Origin of the sequence: Variovorax sp. Root434 (assembly GCF_001426595.1) — a bacterium.
GTDB lineage: Bacteria > Pseudomonadota > Gammaproteobacteria > Burkholderiales > Burkholderiaceae_C > Variovorax.
Genome location: NZ_LMEK01000001.1, coordinates 43,785 through 58,536 on the forward strand (window position 1 = coordinate 43,785; position 14,752 = coordinate 58,536).

Annotated in this window: 13 protein-coding genes; all 13 read left to right on the plus strand. The window is 66.0% G+C overall.

Annotated features, from left to right (window positions below; genetic code table 11):
- Window positions 1–154: 154 nt before the first annotated feature.
- The 13 genes from ASD05_RS00205 (at window position 155) to hisG (ending at window position 14,741) form a co-directional block, all read left to right on the plus strand.
- Window positions 155–4,912 carry a glutamate synthase-related protein gene (locus ASD05_RS00205; RefSeq protein ID WP_056586007.1) on the plus strand — a complete coding sequence of 1,586 codons (4,758 nt, stop codon included), beginning with the start codon at window positions 155–157 and terminating at the stop codon, window positions 4,910–4,912.
- A gap of 34 nt (window positions 4,913–4,946) precedes the next feature.
- Window positions 4,947–6,425, plus strand: coding sequence for a glutamate synthase subunit beta (locus ASD05_RS00210; RefSeq protein WP_056586010.1), 1,479 nt, complete (start codon window positions 4,947–4,949; stop codon window positions 6,423–6,425).
- 66 nt (window positions 6,426–6,491) lie between these two features.
- The gene (locus ASD05_RS00215) at window positions 6,492–7,355 is read left to right on the plus strand and encodes an ABC transporter ATP-binding protein (protein ID WP_056586014.1); all 864 of its coding nucleotides are present in this window, start codon (window positions 6,492–6,494) and stop codon (window positions 7,353–7,355) included.
- Window positions 7,352–8,134, plus strand: coding sequence for a lipid asymmetry maintenance ABC transporter permease subunit MlaE (gene mlaE / locus ASD05_RS00220; RefSeq protein ID WP_056586016.1), 783 nt, complete (start codon window positions 7,352–7,354; stop codon window positions 8,132–8,134). The genes ASD05_RS00215 and mlaE overlap by 4 nt, the downstream gene beginning before the upstream one ends.
- Before the next feature lie 39 nt (window positions 8,135–8,173).
- The gene (gene mlaD, locus ASD05_RS00225) at window positions 8,174–8,665 is read left to right on the plus strand and encodes an outer membrane lipid asymmetry maintenance protein MlaD (protein WP_056586018.1); all 492 of its coding nucleotides are present in this window, start codon (window positions 8,174–8,176) and stop codon (window positions 8,663–8,665) included.
- A gap of 26 nt (window positions 8,666–8,691) precedes the next feature.
- Window positions 8,692–9,432, plus strand: coding sequence for a VacJ family lipoprotein (locus ASD05_RS00230; RefSeq protein ID WP_200955372.1), 741 nt, complete (start codon window positions 8,692–8,694; stop codon window positions 9,430–9,432).
- 161 nt (window positions 9,433–9,593) lie between these two features.
- Window positions 9,594–10,250, plus strand: a complete 657-nt coding sequence (locus tag ASD05_RS00235) for a phospholipid-binding protein MlaC (RefSeq protein ID WP_056586022.1) — start codon at window positions 9,594–9,596, stop codon at window positions 10,248–10,250.
- Window positions 10,251–10,262: 12 nt separating this feature from the next.
- Window positions 10,263–10,538 carry a lipid asymmetry maintenance protein MlaB gene (locus ASD05_RS00240; RefSeq protein ID WP_007835246.1) on the plus strand — a complete coding sequence of 92 codons (276 nt, stop codon included), beginning with the start codon at window positions 10,263–10,265 and terminating at the stop codon, window positions 10,536–10,538.
- A 164-nt stretch (window positions 10,539–10,702) separates the two neighbouring features.
- Entirely contained in the window at window positions 10,703–11,650 is a 948-nt protein-coding gene (locus ASD05_RS00245; RefSeq protein WP_056586024.1) for an ABC transporter ATP-binding protein, read from the plus strand.
- Between the two features lie 91 nt (window positions 11,651–11,741).
- Window positions 11,742–12,497 carry an ABC transporter permease gene (locus tag ASD05_RS00250; RefSeq protein ID WP_056587727.1) on the plus strand — a complete coding sequence of 252 codons (756 nt, stop codon included), beginning with the start codon at window positions 11,742–11,744 and terminating at the stop codon, window positions 12,495–12,497.
- A 20-nt stretch (window positions 12,498–12,517) separates the two neighbouring features.
- Window positions 12,518–12,760, plus strand: a complete 243-nt coding sequence (locus ASD05_RS00255) for a BolA family protein (RefSeq protein WP_007835251.1) — start codon at window positions 12,518–12,520, stop codon at window positions 12,758–12,760.
- 41 nt (window positions 12,761–12,801) lie between these two features.
- Window positions 12,802–14,103: a UDP-N-acetylglucosamine 1-carboxyvinyltransferase gene (gene murA / locus ASD05_RS00260; RefSeq protein WP_056586026.1), complete on the plus strand. Its 1,302-nt coding sequence runs from the start codon at window positions 12,802–12,804 to the stop codon at window positions 14,101–14,103.
- A complete protein-coding gene (gene hisG / locus ASD05_RS00265) occupies window positions 14,100–14,741 on the plus strand; it encodes an ATP phosphoribosyltransferase (RefSeq protein WP_056586030.1) in 642 nt (213 codons plus the stop codon). The genes murA and hisG overlap by 4 nt, the downstream gene beginning before the upstream one ends.
- The last annotated feature ends 11 nt before the right edge of the window (window positions 14,742–14,752 follow it).

Consider the following 14,752-nt stretch of genomic DNA (forward strand, 5'->3'; position numbering starts at 1 on the left):
CTGGTTCTTTTGCTCCTCTTTTTAATATGTCCCCAATTTAATTCTGACCAGATAACTCAAGATTTAATAGGAATCTGACCCCCATTAAAGTGTTTGGCATTCTTTGTGCATCGCAATATGCTCCATTTCCCTGCGAAAACTGAAGGAGCGCGCCATGACGACGGCTGCCGAGATCAAACATCTCCAAGAACACGGTCTGTATTCCGGTGCCGACGAGCACGATGCCTGCGGCGTCGGCTTCGTGGCCCACATCAAGGGCGAGAAGAGCCACGCCATCGTGCTGCAGGGCCTCAAGATTCTCGAGAACCTCGACCATCGCGGCGCAGTGGGCGCTGACAAGCTGATGGGCGACGGCGCCGGCATCCTGATCCAGCTGCCCGACCACCTGTACCGCGAAGAAATGGCGAAGCAGGGCGTCACGCTGCCCCCGCCGGGCGAATACGGCGTCGGCATGATCTTCCTGCCGAAGGAGCACGCCTCGCGCGAAGCCTGCGAGCAGGAAATGGAACGCGCCATCAAGGCCGAAGGCCAGGTGCTGCTGGGTTGGCGCGACGTGCCGGTCAACCGCGACATGCCCATGTCGCCCACCGTGCGCGAAAAGGAACCGCTGCTGCGCCAGGTCTTCATCGGCCGCGGCAACGACGTGATCGTGCAGGACGCGCTGGAACGCAAGCTCTACGTGATCCGCAAGACCGCCAGCGCCAACATCCAGCGCCTGAAGCTCAAGCACAGCAAGGAATACTACGTTCCCAGCATGTCGAGCCGCACCGTGGTCTACAAGGGCCTGCTGCTGGCCGACCAGGTGGGCACCTACTACCTCGACCTGCAGGACAAGCGCTGCATCTCGGCCCTGGGCCTCGTGCACCAGCGCTTCTCCACCAACACCTTCCCCGAGTGGCCGCTGGCCCACCCGTACCGCTATGTCGCCCACAACGGCGAAATCAACACGGTCAAGGGCAACTACAACTGGATGAAGGCGCGCGAAGGCGTGATGTCGTCGCCCGTGCTGGGCGCCGACCTGCAGAAGCTTTACCCGATCAGCTTCGCGAACCAGTCCGACACCGCCACCTTCGACAACTGCCTCGAGCTGCTGACGATGGCCGGCTACCCCATCAGCCAGGCCGTGATGATGATGATCCCGGAGCCCTGGGAACAGCACGCCACCATGGACCCGCGCCGCCGCGCGTTCTATGAATACCACGCCGCCATGCTCGAGCCGTGGGACGGCCCGGCCTCCATCGTGTTCACCGACGGCCGCCAGATCGGCGCCACGCTCGACCGCAACGGCCTGCGCCCCTCGCGCTACTGCGTGACCGACGACGACCTCGTCATCATGGCTTCCGAATCGGGCGTGCTGCCCGTGCCCGAGCAGAAGATCGTGCGCAAGTGGCGTCTGCAGCCCGGCAAGATGTTCCTGATCGACCTGGAGCAGGGCCGCATGATCGACGACGAGGAGGTCAAGGCCACCCTCGCGAACAGCAAGCCCTACAAGCAGTGGATCGAGAACCTGCGCATCAAGCTCGACAGCGTCAAGGCCGAGCCGGTCTCGGCGCCGCTGTCGCAAGTTGCATTGCTCGACCGCCAGCAGGCCTTCGGCTACACCCAGGAAGACATCAAGTTCCTGATGAGCCCGATGGCCCAGGCCGGCGAGGAAGGCATCGGCTCCATGGGCAACGACAGCCCGCTGGCCGTGCTCTCGAGCAAGAACAAGCCGCTGTACAACTACTTCAAGCAGCTGTTCGCGCAGGTGACCAACCCGCCGATCGACCCGATCCGCGAAGCGATCGTGATGTCGCTCGTGTCCTTCATCGGCCCCAAGCCCAACCTGCTGGACATCAACCAGGTCAACCCGCCGATGCGGCTCGAAGTGAGCCAGCCGATCCTCGACTTCGCCGACATGGCGAAGCTGCGCGACATCGGCAAGTACACGCAGGGCAAGTTCAAGAGCTACGTGCTCGACATCACCTACCCGCTCGCCTGGGGCGACGAGGGCGTCGAAGCCAAGCTGGCCTCGCTGTGCGCCGAAGCGGTGGATGCCATCAAGGGCGGCCACAACATCCTGATCATCAGCGACCGCGGCGTGAGCCCGACGCAGGTGGCCATCCCTGCCGTGCTGGCCCTCTCGGCCGTGCACCAGTACCTGGTTCGCGAAGGCCTGCGCACCACGGCCGGCCTCGTGGTCGAGACCGGTTCGGCGCGCGAAGTGCATCACTTCGGCGTGCTGGCGGGCTACGGCGCTGAAGCCGTGCACCCGTACCTCGCCATGGAAACCCTGGCGGCCATGCACGCCGACATGCCGGGCGAGCTGAGCGCCGACAAGGCGGTCTACAACTACGTCAAGGCCATCGGCAAGGGTCTGTCGAAGATCATGTCGAAGATGGGTGTCAGCACCTACATGAGCTACTGCGGCGCGCAGCTGTTCGAAGCCATCGGCCTGAACAGCGAGACGGTGAACAAGTATTTCACCGGCACCGCCAGCCGCGTGGAAGGCATCGGCGTCTTCGAGATCGCCGAGGAAGCCATCCGCATGCACAAGGCCGCCTTCGGCGACGACCCGGTGCTGGCCCACATGCTCGACGCCGGCGGCGAATACGCCTGGCGCACGCGTGGCGAAGAGCACATGTGGACGCCCGACGCCATCGCCAAGCTGCAGCACAGCACGCGCGCCAACAACTGGAACACGTACAAGGAATACGCCCAGCTCATCAACGACCAGAACCGCCGCCACCTGACGCTGCGCGGCCTGTTCGAGTTCAAGATCGATCCGGCCAAGGCGATTCCGGTGGACGAAGTCGAATCGGCTGCGGAGATCGTCAAGCGTTTCGCCACCGGCGCGATGTCGCTCGGCTCGATCAGCACCGAGGCGCACGCCACGCTCGCGATTGCCATGAACCGCATCGGCGGCAAGAGCAACACGGGCGAGGGCGGTGAAGACCCGGCGCGCTACCGCAACGAACTCAAGGGCATCCCGATCAAGCAGGGCGACACGCTCAAGAGCGTGATCGGCGCGGCCAACGTCGAGGTCGACCTGCCGCTCGCGGACGGCGACTCGCTGCGTTCGCGCATCAAGCAGGTCGCGTCGGGCCGTTTCGGCGTCACCGCCGAGTACCTGCATTCGGCCGACCAGATCCAGATCAAGATGGCGCAAGGTGCCAAGCCGGGCGAGGGTGGTCAGCTGCCCGGCGGCAAGGTCACCGAGTACATCGGCAAGCAACGTTACGCCGTGCCGGGCGTGGGCCTCATCAGCCCGCCGCCGCACCACGACATCTACTCGATCGAAGACCTGGCCCAGCTCATCCACGACCTGAAGAACACCGCGCCGCACGCCAGCATCAGCGTGAAGCTGGTGAGCGAAATCGGCGTCGGCACCATCGCGGCCGGCGTGGCCAAGTGCAAGAGCGACCACGTCGTGATCGCCGGCCATGACGGCGGCACGGGCGCCTCGCCCTGGTCGTCGATCAAGCATGCGGGCAGCCCGTGGGAAATCGGCCTGGCCGAAACGCAGCAGACGCTGGTGCTCAACCGTCTGCGCAGCCGCATCCGCGTGCAGGCCGACGGCCAGATGAAGACCGGCCGCGACGTCGCCATCGGCGCGCTGCTGGGCGCCGACGAGTTCGGCTTCGCCACCGCACCGCTGGTGGTCGAGGGCTGCATCATGATGCGCAAGTGCCACCTGAACACCTGCCCGGTGGGCGTGGCCACGCAAGACCCGGTGCTGCGCAAGAAGTTCTCGGGCAAGCCCGAGCACGTCGTCAACTACTTCTTCTTCGTCGCTGAAGAAGTGCGCCAGATCATGGCCCAGTTGGGCATCCGCAAGTTCGATGACCTGATCGGCCGCGCCGACCTGCTCGACATGCGCAAGGGCATCGAGCACTGGAAGGCCTCGGGCCTCGACTTCAGCCGCCTGTTCGCACTGCCGAACGTGCCGGCCGAGGTGCCGCGCTTCCATGTGGAGAACCAGGACCACGGTCTCGAGCGCGCGCTCGACGTGAAGCTCATCGAGAAGTCGCGCCCCGCCATCGACAAGGGCGAGAAGGTGCAGTTCATCGAGGTGGCGCGCAACGTCAACCGCTCGGTGGGCGCGATGCTTTCGGGCGCGCTGACCAAGGTGCATCCGCAGGGCCTGCCCGACGACTCGATCCGCATCCAGCTCGAAGGCACGGGCGGCCAGTCGTTCGGCGCCTTCCTGGCGCGCGGCATCACGCTGTACCTCATCGGCGACGCCAACGACTACACGGGCAAGGGCCTCTCCGGCGGCCGTGTGGTGGTGCGCCCCAGCCTCGAGTTCCGCGGTGAAGCGGCGCGCAACACCATCGTCGGCAACACGGCGCTGTATGGCGCGACCACCGGCGAGGCCTACCTGTGCGGCGTGGCCGGCGAGCGCTTCGCCGTGCGCCTGTCGGGCGCCACGGCGGTCATCGAAGGCACCGGCGACCACGGCTGCGAGTACATGACCGGCGGCACGGTGGCCGTGCTCGGCAAGACGGGCCGCAACTTCGCGGCCGGCATGAGCGGCGGCGTGGCCTTCGTCTACGACGAGGACGGCCAGTTCGCCACGCGCTGCAACCTCTCGATGGTTTCGCTCGACAAGGTGCTGACCTCCGCCGAGCAGACCGCCAGCGTGCATCGCAAGATCTGGCACGGCGGTGTGACCGACGAAGCGCAGCTGAAGAAGCTGCTCGAAGAGCACCACCGCTGGACCGGCAGCAAGCGCGCGCGAGAGCTGCTCGACAACTGGGCGGTGTCGCGCACGAAGTTCGTGAAGGTGTTCCCGAACGAATACAAGCGCGCGCTGGCCGAACTGCACGACCGCAAGGTCGAGCTCACGAGCAGCGGCAACAACGCGCACATCGGCCTCGAGCCGCATGCGCTGGCAGCATCCGCACCGCAAACGGCCCCGGCTTCGGTCTGAGCGCCCACGAGTACAGAGAACAAAGGAAAGCACGATGGGAAAGATCACCGGCTTCATGGAGCATGAGCGCGTTGAGGAGGGCTACAAGCCCGTCGACGAGCGCGTCAAGCACTACAAGGAATTCGTCGTCGGCCTGAACACCGAACAGGCCAAGGTGCAGGGCGCGCGCTGCATGGACTGCGGCACGCCGTTCTGCAACAGCGGCTGCCCGGTCAACAACATCATTCCGGACTTCAACGACCTCGTGTACCGCAATGACTGGCAAAACGCCTTCGCGGTGCTCGATTCGACCAACAACTTCCCCGAGTTCACCGGCCGCATCTGCCCCGCGCCCTGCGAGGCGGCCTGCGTGCTCAACGTGAACGACGACGCGGTCGGCATCAAGTCGCTGGAGCACGCGATCATCGACCGCGCCTGGGACGAAGGCTGGGTGGCGCCGCGCGCCGCCAAGCACAAGACCGGCAAGAAGGTGGCGGTGGTGGGTTCGGGCCCGGCCGGCATGGCGGCCGCCCAGCAGCTGGCGCGCGTCGGCCACGACGTGACGCTGTTCGAGAAGAACGACCGCATCGGCGGCCTGCTGCGCTACGGCATCCCCGACTTCAAGATGGAGAAGGCGCACATCGACCGGCGCGTCGAGCAGATGAAGGCCGAAGGCGTGACCTTCCGCACCGGCGTGATGGTCGGCGCCGCGAAGGATCCGCTGGGCAAGGGCTCCAAGGTCACGAACCTTGCCAAGGAAATCGTCACGCCCGAGCAGCTGCAGAAAGAGTTCGACGCCGTGGTGCTCACCGGCGGTGCCGAGCAATCGCGCGACCTGCCGGTGCCCGGCCGCGACCTCGACGGCATCCATTTCGCGATGGAGTTCCTGCCGCAGCAAAACCGCGTCAACGCGGGCGACAAGGTCAAGGGCCAGCTGCGCGCCGACGGCAAGCACGTGATCGTCATCGGCGGCGGCGACACCGGCTCCGACTGTGTAGGCACCAGCAACCGCCATGGCGCCGCGAGCGTCACGCAGTTCGAGCTGATGCCGCAGCCGCCAGAGGAAGAAAACCGCCCGCTGACGTGGCCGTACTGGCCGATCAAGCTGCGCACCAGCTCCAGCCATGAAGAGGGTTGCGAGCGCGAGTTCGCGATCTCCACCAAGGAGTTCATCGGCGAGAAGGGCAAGGTCACCGGCCTGAAGACCGTTCGCGTCGAATGGAAGGACGGCAAGATGCAGGAAGTGGCCGGCAGCGAGCAGGTGCTCAAGGCCGACCTCGTGCTGCTCGCCATGGGCTTCATCAGCCCCGTGGCCACTGTGCTCGATGCCTTCGGTGTCGAGAAGGACGCACGCGGCAATGCCAAGGCGACGGTCGACTTCATCGGGGGCTATGCCACCAACGTGCCGAAGGTGTTCGCCGCTGGCGACATCCGCCGCGGACAGTCGCTGGTGGTCTGGGCGATCCGCGAGGGCCGTCAAGCTGCCCGCTCGGTCGATGAATTTTTGATGGGATTCAGCGACTTACCTCGCTGATTTTTGTTTCAGTTTCGCGGGTCCGGGTTTGTCCCCGGTATCATCCGCCGGAAACCGCATGCCGGGATGCTTGAAAGGGCGCCCGGCTTTTTTATTGAGATGGACCCAGCCGCACCACTGCCACATCCCTTCGTAGAGTTCCGCGACGTCACGTTCGGCTACGGCGCGCGCGCCATTCTCGACGGCGTGTCCTTCACCGTGCCGCGCGGCAAGGTGACGGCCCTGATGGGCGCGTCGGGCGGCGGCAAGACCACCGTGCTGCGCCTGATCGGCGGACAGCAGAAGGCGCAGCGCGGCGAGGTGCTCTTCGATGGTCAGGACGTCGTCAGGTTCGACGCCACGGCGCTCTATGCAGCGCGGCGCCGCATGGGCATGCTGTTCCAGTTCGGCGCGTTGTTCACCGACATGAGCGTGTTCGACAACGTGGCCTTCCCGCTGCGCGAGCACACCCAGTTGTCCGAAGCGCTGGTGCGCGACATCGTGCTCATGAAGCTCGACGCCGTCGGCCTGCGCGGTGCGCGCGACCTGATGCCCAGCGAAGTGTCGGGCGGCATGGCGCGGCGCGTGGCGCTGGCGCGCGCGATCGCGCTCGATCCCGACCTCGTCATGTACGACGAGCCCTTCGCCGGCCTCGACCCGATCTCGCTCGGCACGGCAGCGCGGCTGATCCGCCAGCTCAACGACACGCTCGGGCTCACCAGCATCATCGTGTCGCACGACCTCGAGGAAACCTTCCGCATCGCCGACCACGTGATCATCCTTGCCAACGGCGGCATTGCCGCGCAGGGCACGCCCGACGAAGTGCGCGAGAGCGACGACCCGCTGGTCCATCAGTTCGTCAATGCGCTGCCCGACGGGCCCGTGCACTTCCACTACCCCGGCGTCAGCATCGAAGACGACTTCGGCAATGTGGAAGGAGGGCGTTCATGACCTGGTGGAAACCAGCCGACCTCGGCTTCGCGGTGCGCCGCCATCTGGCGAACCTGGGCTATGGCGCGAAGCTTTTCACGCGCCTGGTCGGCCCGGGCGCGCAGATCATGCGCCGCTTCGGGCTGGTGCGCGACCAGATCCATTTCCTGGGCAACTACTCGCTCGCGATCATCGGCGTGTCGGGGCTGTTCGTCGGCTTCGTGCTGGGGCTGCAGATGTACTACGCGCTGCAGCGCTACGGCTCTTCCGAAGCGCTCGGCCTGCTGGTCACGCTGAGTCTTGTGCGCGAACTCGGGCCCGTGGTGGCGGCCCTGCTCTTCACCGGACGCGCCGGTACGTCGCTTACCGCGGAGATCGGCCTCATGAAGGCCGACGAGCAATTGAGCGCCATGGAGATGATGGCGGTCGATCCGGTGCAGCGCATCCTCGCGCCGCGCTTCTGGGCCGGCGTGATCACCATGCCGCTGCTGGCGGCGGTGTTCAGCGCGGTCGGCATCATGGGCGGCTACGTGGTGGGCGTGCTGATGCTGGGCGTGGACCCGGGCGCGTTCTGGGGCCAGATGCAGGGCGGCGTCGACGTATGGCGCGACGTCGGCAATGGCGTCATCAAGAGCATCGTCTTCGGCTTCACCGTGACCTTCATTGCGCTGCTGCAGGGCTACGAAGCTCAGCCCACGCCCGAAGGCGTGTCGCGCGCGACCACGAAGACCGTGGTCACGGCATCGCTGGCGGTGCTGGGGCTCGACTTCCTGCTCACCGCCATGATGTTCAGTATCTAAAGAGGCTCGGCCTCCATCGTTCTAGACAGAGATCAAACCATGCAACGTTCCAACAACGACATCTGGGTCGGCCTGTTCGTGCTGATCGGCGCGGCGGCGCTGCTCTTCCTCGCGCTGCAGTCGGCCAACCTGCTGAGCCTGAATTTCCAGAAGACCTATGCGGTCACCGCGCGCTTCGACAACATCGGCGGGCTCAAGCCCCAAACCGCGGTCAAGAGCGCGGGGGTTGTGGTCGGCCGTGTGGAATCAATCGCCTTCAACGACAAGTCCTTTCAGGCCGACGTGACGCTGGCTTTGCAAAACCGTTACAGTTTTCCCAAGGACAGCTCGCTCAAGATCCTGACCAGTGGCCTGCTCGGCGAGCAGTACATCGGAATCGAGGCGGGCGCCGAGGAGAAGGCACTGCAGGCCGGCGACACCATCACTTCGACCCAATCGGCCGTGGTGCTGGAGAACCTGATCAGCCAGTTCCTGTACAGCAAGGCGGCCGAAGGCAATCCTTCGACGCCTGGAACAGCCAATAAGAAATGAAAACACGATTTCCCCTGTCGTTTGCTATGAATAACGTAGCAAACCATGCGCGCTGGATGGGCGCAGCAGCCGTCTTCGCGCTGGTGGCCGGTTGCGCCACCGGCCCCAACGCCAATCCGGCCGACCCGTTCGAGCCGTTCAACCGCGGTGTTTCGCGCTTCAACGACACCGTCGACGACGCGGTGCTCGTCCCCGTGGCCACGGCTTACCAGAAGGCGCTGCCCTCGATGGTGCGCACCGGCGTGAACAACTTCTTCTCCAACATCGGCGATGTCTGGAGCCTGGCCAACAACGTGGCCCAGTTGAAGCTGCAGAACAGCGCCGAGACCTTCATGCGGCTGAACGTCAACACCTTCTTCGGCCTCGGCGGCCTGCTGGACGTTGCGACCGAAGCGGGCATTCCCCGCCACGAGGAAGACTTCGGCCAGACCCTGGGCTACTGGGGCGTCGGTGCCGGCCCGTATGTCGTACTGCCGCTGCTGGGCCCCTCGACGGTGCGCGACACCGCGGCCAAGCCGCTCGACATGTACGGCGATCCGCTGGGCCATGTGAGCGACATCCCTTGGCGCAATTCGCTGACGGTGCTGCGCGTGGTCGACAAGCGCTCGCAGTACCTGCGTGCCGGCCGCCTGCTGGGCGACGCGGCGCTCGACAAGTATTCGTTCACGCGCGATGCGTTCCTGCAGCGCCGCCGCAGCCAGGTCTACGACGGCAATCCGCCCAACGATGGCGGCGGCAGCGACGGCGGCGACGGCAGCGACAAGTAAGCCGAGGAGCGCATGGAGGGGAGGGCGCTTGCATCCGGTTGCAAGGCTTCACCTCCCCGACAGGAACCCGGTCGGCCCCATGGGCCTCGAATCCGTTCCTGTTTCAGCATCCGGCTTTTCCGGATGCCTGTGGATTTTCAAACTTGAATAAGGGACTCTCCATGAACGACAAGACCTTGCAACGTCGCGATCTCGGCCGCCTGGTGCTGGCCGGTGCGCTGCTGTTCAGTGCGGCTTTCGCATTCGTCCAGCCCGCCCGTGCCGCCGACGAAGCGCCCGATGCGCTCGTCAAGCGCCTCTCGACCGACGTGCTCGAGACGATCAAGGCCGACTCGTCCATCAAGTCGGGCGACGTCAACAAGATCATGCTGCTGGTCGACAGCAAGATCATGCCCAACGTCAACTTCCAGCGCATGACGGCCTCGGCCGTCGGCCCGGCCTGGCGCACGGCCACGCCAGAGCAGCAGAAGCGCCTGCAGGAAGAATTCAAGACCCTGCTGGTGCGCACCTATGCCGGCGCGCTCGACCAGGTGACCGACCAGACCGTCACCATCCGTCCGTTCCGCGGCTCGCCCGACGACAAGGACGTGCTGGTGCGCACCGAGGTCAAGGGCCGCGGCGATCCGGTCCAGCTCGACTACCGCCTCGAGAAGACCCCCGGCCAGGGCGCCGGCTGGAAGGTCTACAACCTGAATGTGCTGGGCGTCTGGCTGGTCGACACCTACCGCACCCAGTTCGCGCAGGAAATCAACAAGAGCGGCGTCGACGGCCTGATCGCCGCACTGGCTGCGCGCAACAAGGGCAACGGCAAGAGCTGACCGGAGCGCACGATGCTGGTCCTGCCGACCCGACTCACCCACGACGAGGCCCCCGCCTGCATGCGCATGCTGCAGCAGGGGCTGAAGGGCCAGGTCGACTCGTCGTCCACCGTGGTCGACGCGACCGCGCTGGCCCAGTTCGATTCGTCGGCGCTGGCCGTGCTGCTCGAATGCCGGCGCGAATCCAGCGCGCTGGGACGCGGCTTTTCCGTCAAGGGCCTCTCGCCCCGGCTGCGCGAGTTGGCTGCGCTGTACGGCATTGCGGGCCTTTTGCCCGCGGCGCCCTGACATTGTTGGCCCCCCGGCTTTTCACTCCGCTTTGCTGCGTGTAAGTCGCCACCCCCCGAGGGGGAGGCGCGGCCCGCCTTGGGGCGGCCCGGCGGCGGCCGCATGAGGGTATCGGGCCGCTGCGCGGCAGCTTGTAAAGCGGCCCCGTAAAATCGCGGGCTCCCATGCCCGCGATCTCATTCCAATCGGTCTCCAAGACCTACCCTCCCTCCAGACAGCAGAAAGCCCAAGGCAAGCAAGGGCTGAAGGCGGTCGACGAGGTCAGCTTCCAGATCGAGCCGGGCGAGTTCTTCGGCCTGCTGGGCCCGAACGGCGCGGGCAAGACCACCCTCATCAGCATGCTCGCGGGGCTTTCGCGCCCGACGGCCGGCGCCATCACCGTGCACGGCTTCGACGTGCAGCGCGATTACGCCGAGGCGCGCCGCCAGCTCGGCATCGTGCCGCAGGAGCTGGTGTTCGACCCCTTCTTCAACGTGCGCGAGTCGCTGCGCATCCAGTCGGGCTACTTCGGCATCAAGAACAACGACGACTGGATCGACGAGCTGCTGCACAGCCTGGGCCTGGCCGACAAGGCCAACGCCAACATGCGCCAGCTTTCGGGCGGCATGAAGCGGCGCGTGCTGGTGGCGCAGGCGCTGGTGCACAAGCCGCCGGTGATCGTGCTCGACGAGCCCACGGCCGGCGTCGACGTCGAATTGCGCCAGACGCTCTGGCAGTTCGTCGCCCGGCTCAACAAGCAGGGCAGCACCGTGCTGCTGACCACCCACTACCTCGAAGAAGCCGAGGCGCTGTGCAGCCGCATCGCGATGCTCAAGCTCGGCAAGGTGATCGCGCTCGACCGCACCAGCGAACTGCTGAAGTCGGCCGCGAGCAACGTGCTGCGCTTCAAGACCGACGCCATGCTGCCCTGGGCCATTGCCCAGCATGCACGCATCACCGGGCGCATCGTGCAGCTGCCGGCGCAGAACGCCCATGAAGTCGAACAACTGCTGGCCGCGATCCGCGAAGCCGGCGTCGCGGTGGAAGACGTGGAAATGCGCAAGGCCGACCTGGAAGACGTGTTCATCGACCTGATGGCCGGCGAGCAGACCCCGCTGGAGGTGGCGCGATGAGCGCCGCGCCGGGCCGCCCCAAGCAAGCGAAGCTCCCCCTCGGGGGGAAGCGAGGACACGCAGTGCCGAGCAAGGGGGCTCCATGATGGCTGTGACGGGGTGGCGCGCGCTGCTCTACAAGGAGACGCTGCGCTTCTGGAAGGTCGGGTTCCAGACGGTCGGCGCGCCGGTGCTCACCGCGCTGCTGTACCTCATGGTGTTCGGCCATGTGCTCGAGGGCCGCGTGACGGTCTACGGCACCGTCGGCTACACGGCCTTCCTCGTGCCGGGCCTCGTGATGATGAGCGTGCTGCAGAACGCGTTCGCCAACAGCTCGTCCTCCATCATCCAGAGCAAGATCATGGGCAACCTGGTGTTCGTGTTGCTCACGCCGCTGTCGCACTGGGGCTGGTTCTTTGCCTATGTGGGCTCGTCGGTCATCCGCGGGCTGGCCGTGGGGCTGGGCGTGTTCGCGGTCACGATCTTCTTCGCGATGCCGAACTTCGTGGCGCCGGTCTGGATCGTCGTTTTCGCGCTGCTGGGCGCCGCGATGCTCGGCACGCTCGGGCTGATCGCCGGCCTCTGGGCCGAGAAGTTCGACCAGATGGCGGTGTTCCAGAACTTCCTGATCATGCCCATGACCTTCCTGTCGGGCGTGTTCTATTCGATCGGCTCGCTGCCGCCGTTCTGGCAGAGCGTGAGCCACCTGAACCCGTTCTTCTACATGATCGACGGCTTCCGCTACGGCTTCTTCGGCGTGAGCGACGCATCGCCCTGGCTCAGCCTGGGCATCGTCGGCACCGCGTGGCTGGCGGTGAGCGCCATCGCTGTCCATCTCCTGCGCATCGGCTACAAAATCCGAGGCTGAACGCTTCTTCTCCAGACCCCATGACCGCCGAACAACTCCAGGCCCTGATCCAGTCCCACCTCCCGTGCGAGCACATCACGCTCGAGGGCGATGGCCGGCATTGGTATGCCACCATCGTCTCGGCCGAATTCGAGGGCAAGCGCGCGATCCAGCGCCATCAGCGGGTCTACGCCACCCTCGGTGCGAAAATGCACACCGACGAGGTGCATGCGCTTTCGATGAAGACCTACACGCCGGCCGAATGGGCGGCGGTGGAAAAATAACTCCCCGGCCCTCGCGGGCCCCTGATTTCGCTGGAATTTCGATGGACAAACTTCTGATTCGCGGCGGGCGAGAGCTTCGCGGCGAAGTACTCATTTCCGGCGCCAAGAACGCCGCGCTGCCCGAACTGTGCGCGGCGCTGCTGACCGACCAGCCCGTGACGCTGCACAACGTGCCGCGCCTGCAGGACGTGTCGACCATGCTCAAGCTGGTGCGCAACATGGGCGTCGTGGCCGAGCGCGGCCAGGATGGGAAGGACGGCGGCACGGTGCGCCTGAATGCCGGCGACCTGAACAACCCGGAAGCGCCTTATGAGCTGGTGAAGACCATGCGCGCCTCCGTGCTGGCCCTGGGCCCGCTGCTGGCGCGCTTCGGCCATGCCAAGGTGTCGCTGCCCGGCGGCTGCGCCATCGGCTCGCGGCCGGTCGACCAGCACATCAAGGGATTGCAGGCCATGGGCGCCGAGATCGTGGTCGACCACGGCTACATGGTCGCGCGCCTGCCCGAAGGCCGCACCCGCCTGAAGGGCGCGCGCATCCTGACCGACATGGTCACCGTCACCGGCACCGAGAACTTCCTCATGGCCGCCGCGCTGGCCGAGGGCGAAACGCTGCTCGAGAATGCCGCACAGGAGCCCGAGATCGTCGACCTGGCCGAAATGCTGATCCGCATGGGCGCCAAGATCGAAGGCCACGGCACCAGCCACATCCGCATCCAGGGCGTCGAGAAGCTGCACGGCTGCGAACACGCCGTGGTGGCCGACCGCATCGAGGCCGGCACCTTCCTGTGCGCCGTCGCGGCCACGGGCGGCGAGGCCTTCCTGCGCCACGCGCGCGGCGACCACATGGACGCCGTGATCGACAAGCTGCGCGATGCGGGCTGCACCGTCGCCTGCGAGAAGGACGGCGTGCGCGTCAGCTCCAAGGGCCCGGCCTGCGAACACCTGAAGGCGCAGAGCTTCAGCACCACCGAATACCCCGGCTTCCCGACCGACATGCAGGCCCAGTTCATGGCCCTGAACGTGATCGCGCGCGGCGCTTCGATGGTCACCGAGACCATCTTCGAGAACCGCTTCATGCACGTGAACGAGATGGTTCGCCTGGGCGCCAACATCCACGTCGAAGGCAAGGTCGCAATGGTCGAGGGCGTGCAGCAGCTCTCGGGCGCGACCGTGATGGCCACCGACCTGCGCGCTTCGGCCAGCTTGGTCATCGCCGGCCTCGTGGCCGAGGGCGAAACCCTGATCGACCGCATCTACCACCTCGACCGCGGCTACGACCGCATGGAAGCCAAGCTGCGCGGCCTGGGTGCCGACATCGAACGCGTGACGGGAGCCGCCGCATGATCACCCTGGCGCTTTCCAAAGGCCGCATCTTCGAAGAGACGATGCCCCTGCTGGCGGCCGCCGGCATCGAGGTCACCGAAGACCCCGAGAAGTCGCGCAAGCTCATTCTCGGCACCACCCGCCCCGACGTTCGCGTGGTGCTGGTGCGCGCATCCGACGTGCCCACCTACGTGCAGTACGGCGGCGCCGACCTCGGCGTGACCGGGCTCGACGTGCTGCTCGAACACGGCAACCAGGGCCTGTACCAGCCGCTCGATCTGCGCATCGCGGCCTGCCGCCTCAGCGTGGCCGTGCGCGCCGACTACGACTACGCCTCGGCCGTGAAGCAGGGCTCGCGCCTGCGCGTGGCGACCAAGTACGTGGGCCTGGCGCGCGAATTCTTCGCCAGCAAGGGCGTGCACGTCGACCTGATCAAGCTCTACGGCAGCATGGAGCTCGCGCCGCTCACGGGCCTGGCCGACGCCATCGTCGACCTGGTCTCGACCGGCAACACGCTCAAGGCGAACCACCTCGTCGAGGTGGAACGCATCATGGACATCAGCGCCCGACTGGTGGTCAACCAGGCGGCACTCAAGCTCAAGCGCGAGCCGATCCGCCGCATCATCGACGCGTTCGCGTCGGCCATTCCTTCCGCCTGAACATCACGCAC

Coding starts and splice junctions, on each gene's coding strand:
- ASD05_RS00205 (WP_056586007.1), top strand. CDS start 155: ATGACGACGGCTGCCGAGATCAAACATCTCCAAGAACACGGTCTGTAT.
- murA (WP_056586026.1), top strand. CDS start 12,802: ATGGACAAACTTCTGATTCGCGGCGGGCGAGAGCTTCGCGGCGAAGTA.
- mlaE (WP_056586016.1), top strand. CDS start 7,352: ATGACCTGGTGGAAACCAGCCGACCTCGGCTTCGCGGTGCGCCGCCAT.
- hisG (WP_056586030.1), top strand. CDS start 14,100: ATGATCACCCTGGCGCTTTCCAAAGGCCGCATCTTCGAAGAGACGATG.
- ASD05_RS00255 (WP_007835251.1), top strand. CDS start 12,518: ATGACCGCCGAACAACTCCAGGCCCTGATCCAGTCCCACCTCCCGTGC.
- ASD05_RS00245 (WP_056586024.1), top strand. CDS start 10,703: ATGCCCGCGATCTCATTCCAATCGGTCTCCAAGACCTACCCTCCCTCC.
- ASD05_RS00235 (WP_056586022.1), top strand. CDS start 9,594: ATGAACGACAAGACCTTGCAACGTCGCGATCTCGGCCGCCTGGTGCTG.
- ASD05_RS00210 (WP_056586010.1), top strand. CDS start 4,947: ATGGGAAAGATCACCGGCTTCATGGAGCATGAGCGCGTTGAGGAGGGC.
- mlaD (WP_056586018.1), top strand. CDS start 8,174: ATGCAACGTTCCAACAACGACATCTGGGTCGGCCTGTTCGTGCTGATC.
- ASD05_RS00215 (WP_056586014.1), top strand. CDS start 6,492: ATGCTTGAAAGGGCGCCCGGCTTTTTTATTGAGATGGACCCAGCCGCA.
- ASD05_RS00230 (WP_200955372.1), top strand. CDS start 8,692: ATGAATAACGTAGCAAACCATGCGCGCTGGATGGGCGCAGCAGCCGTC.
- ASD05_RS00240 (WP_007835246.1), top strand. CDS start 10,263: ATGCTGGTCCTGCCGACCCGACTCACCCACGACGAGGCCCCCGCCTGC.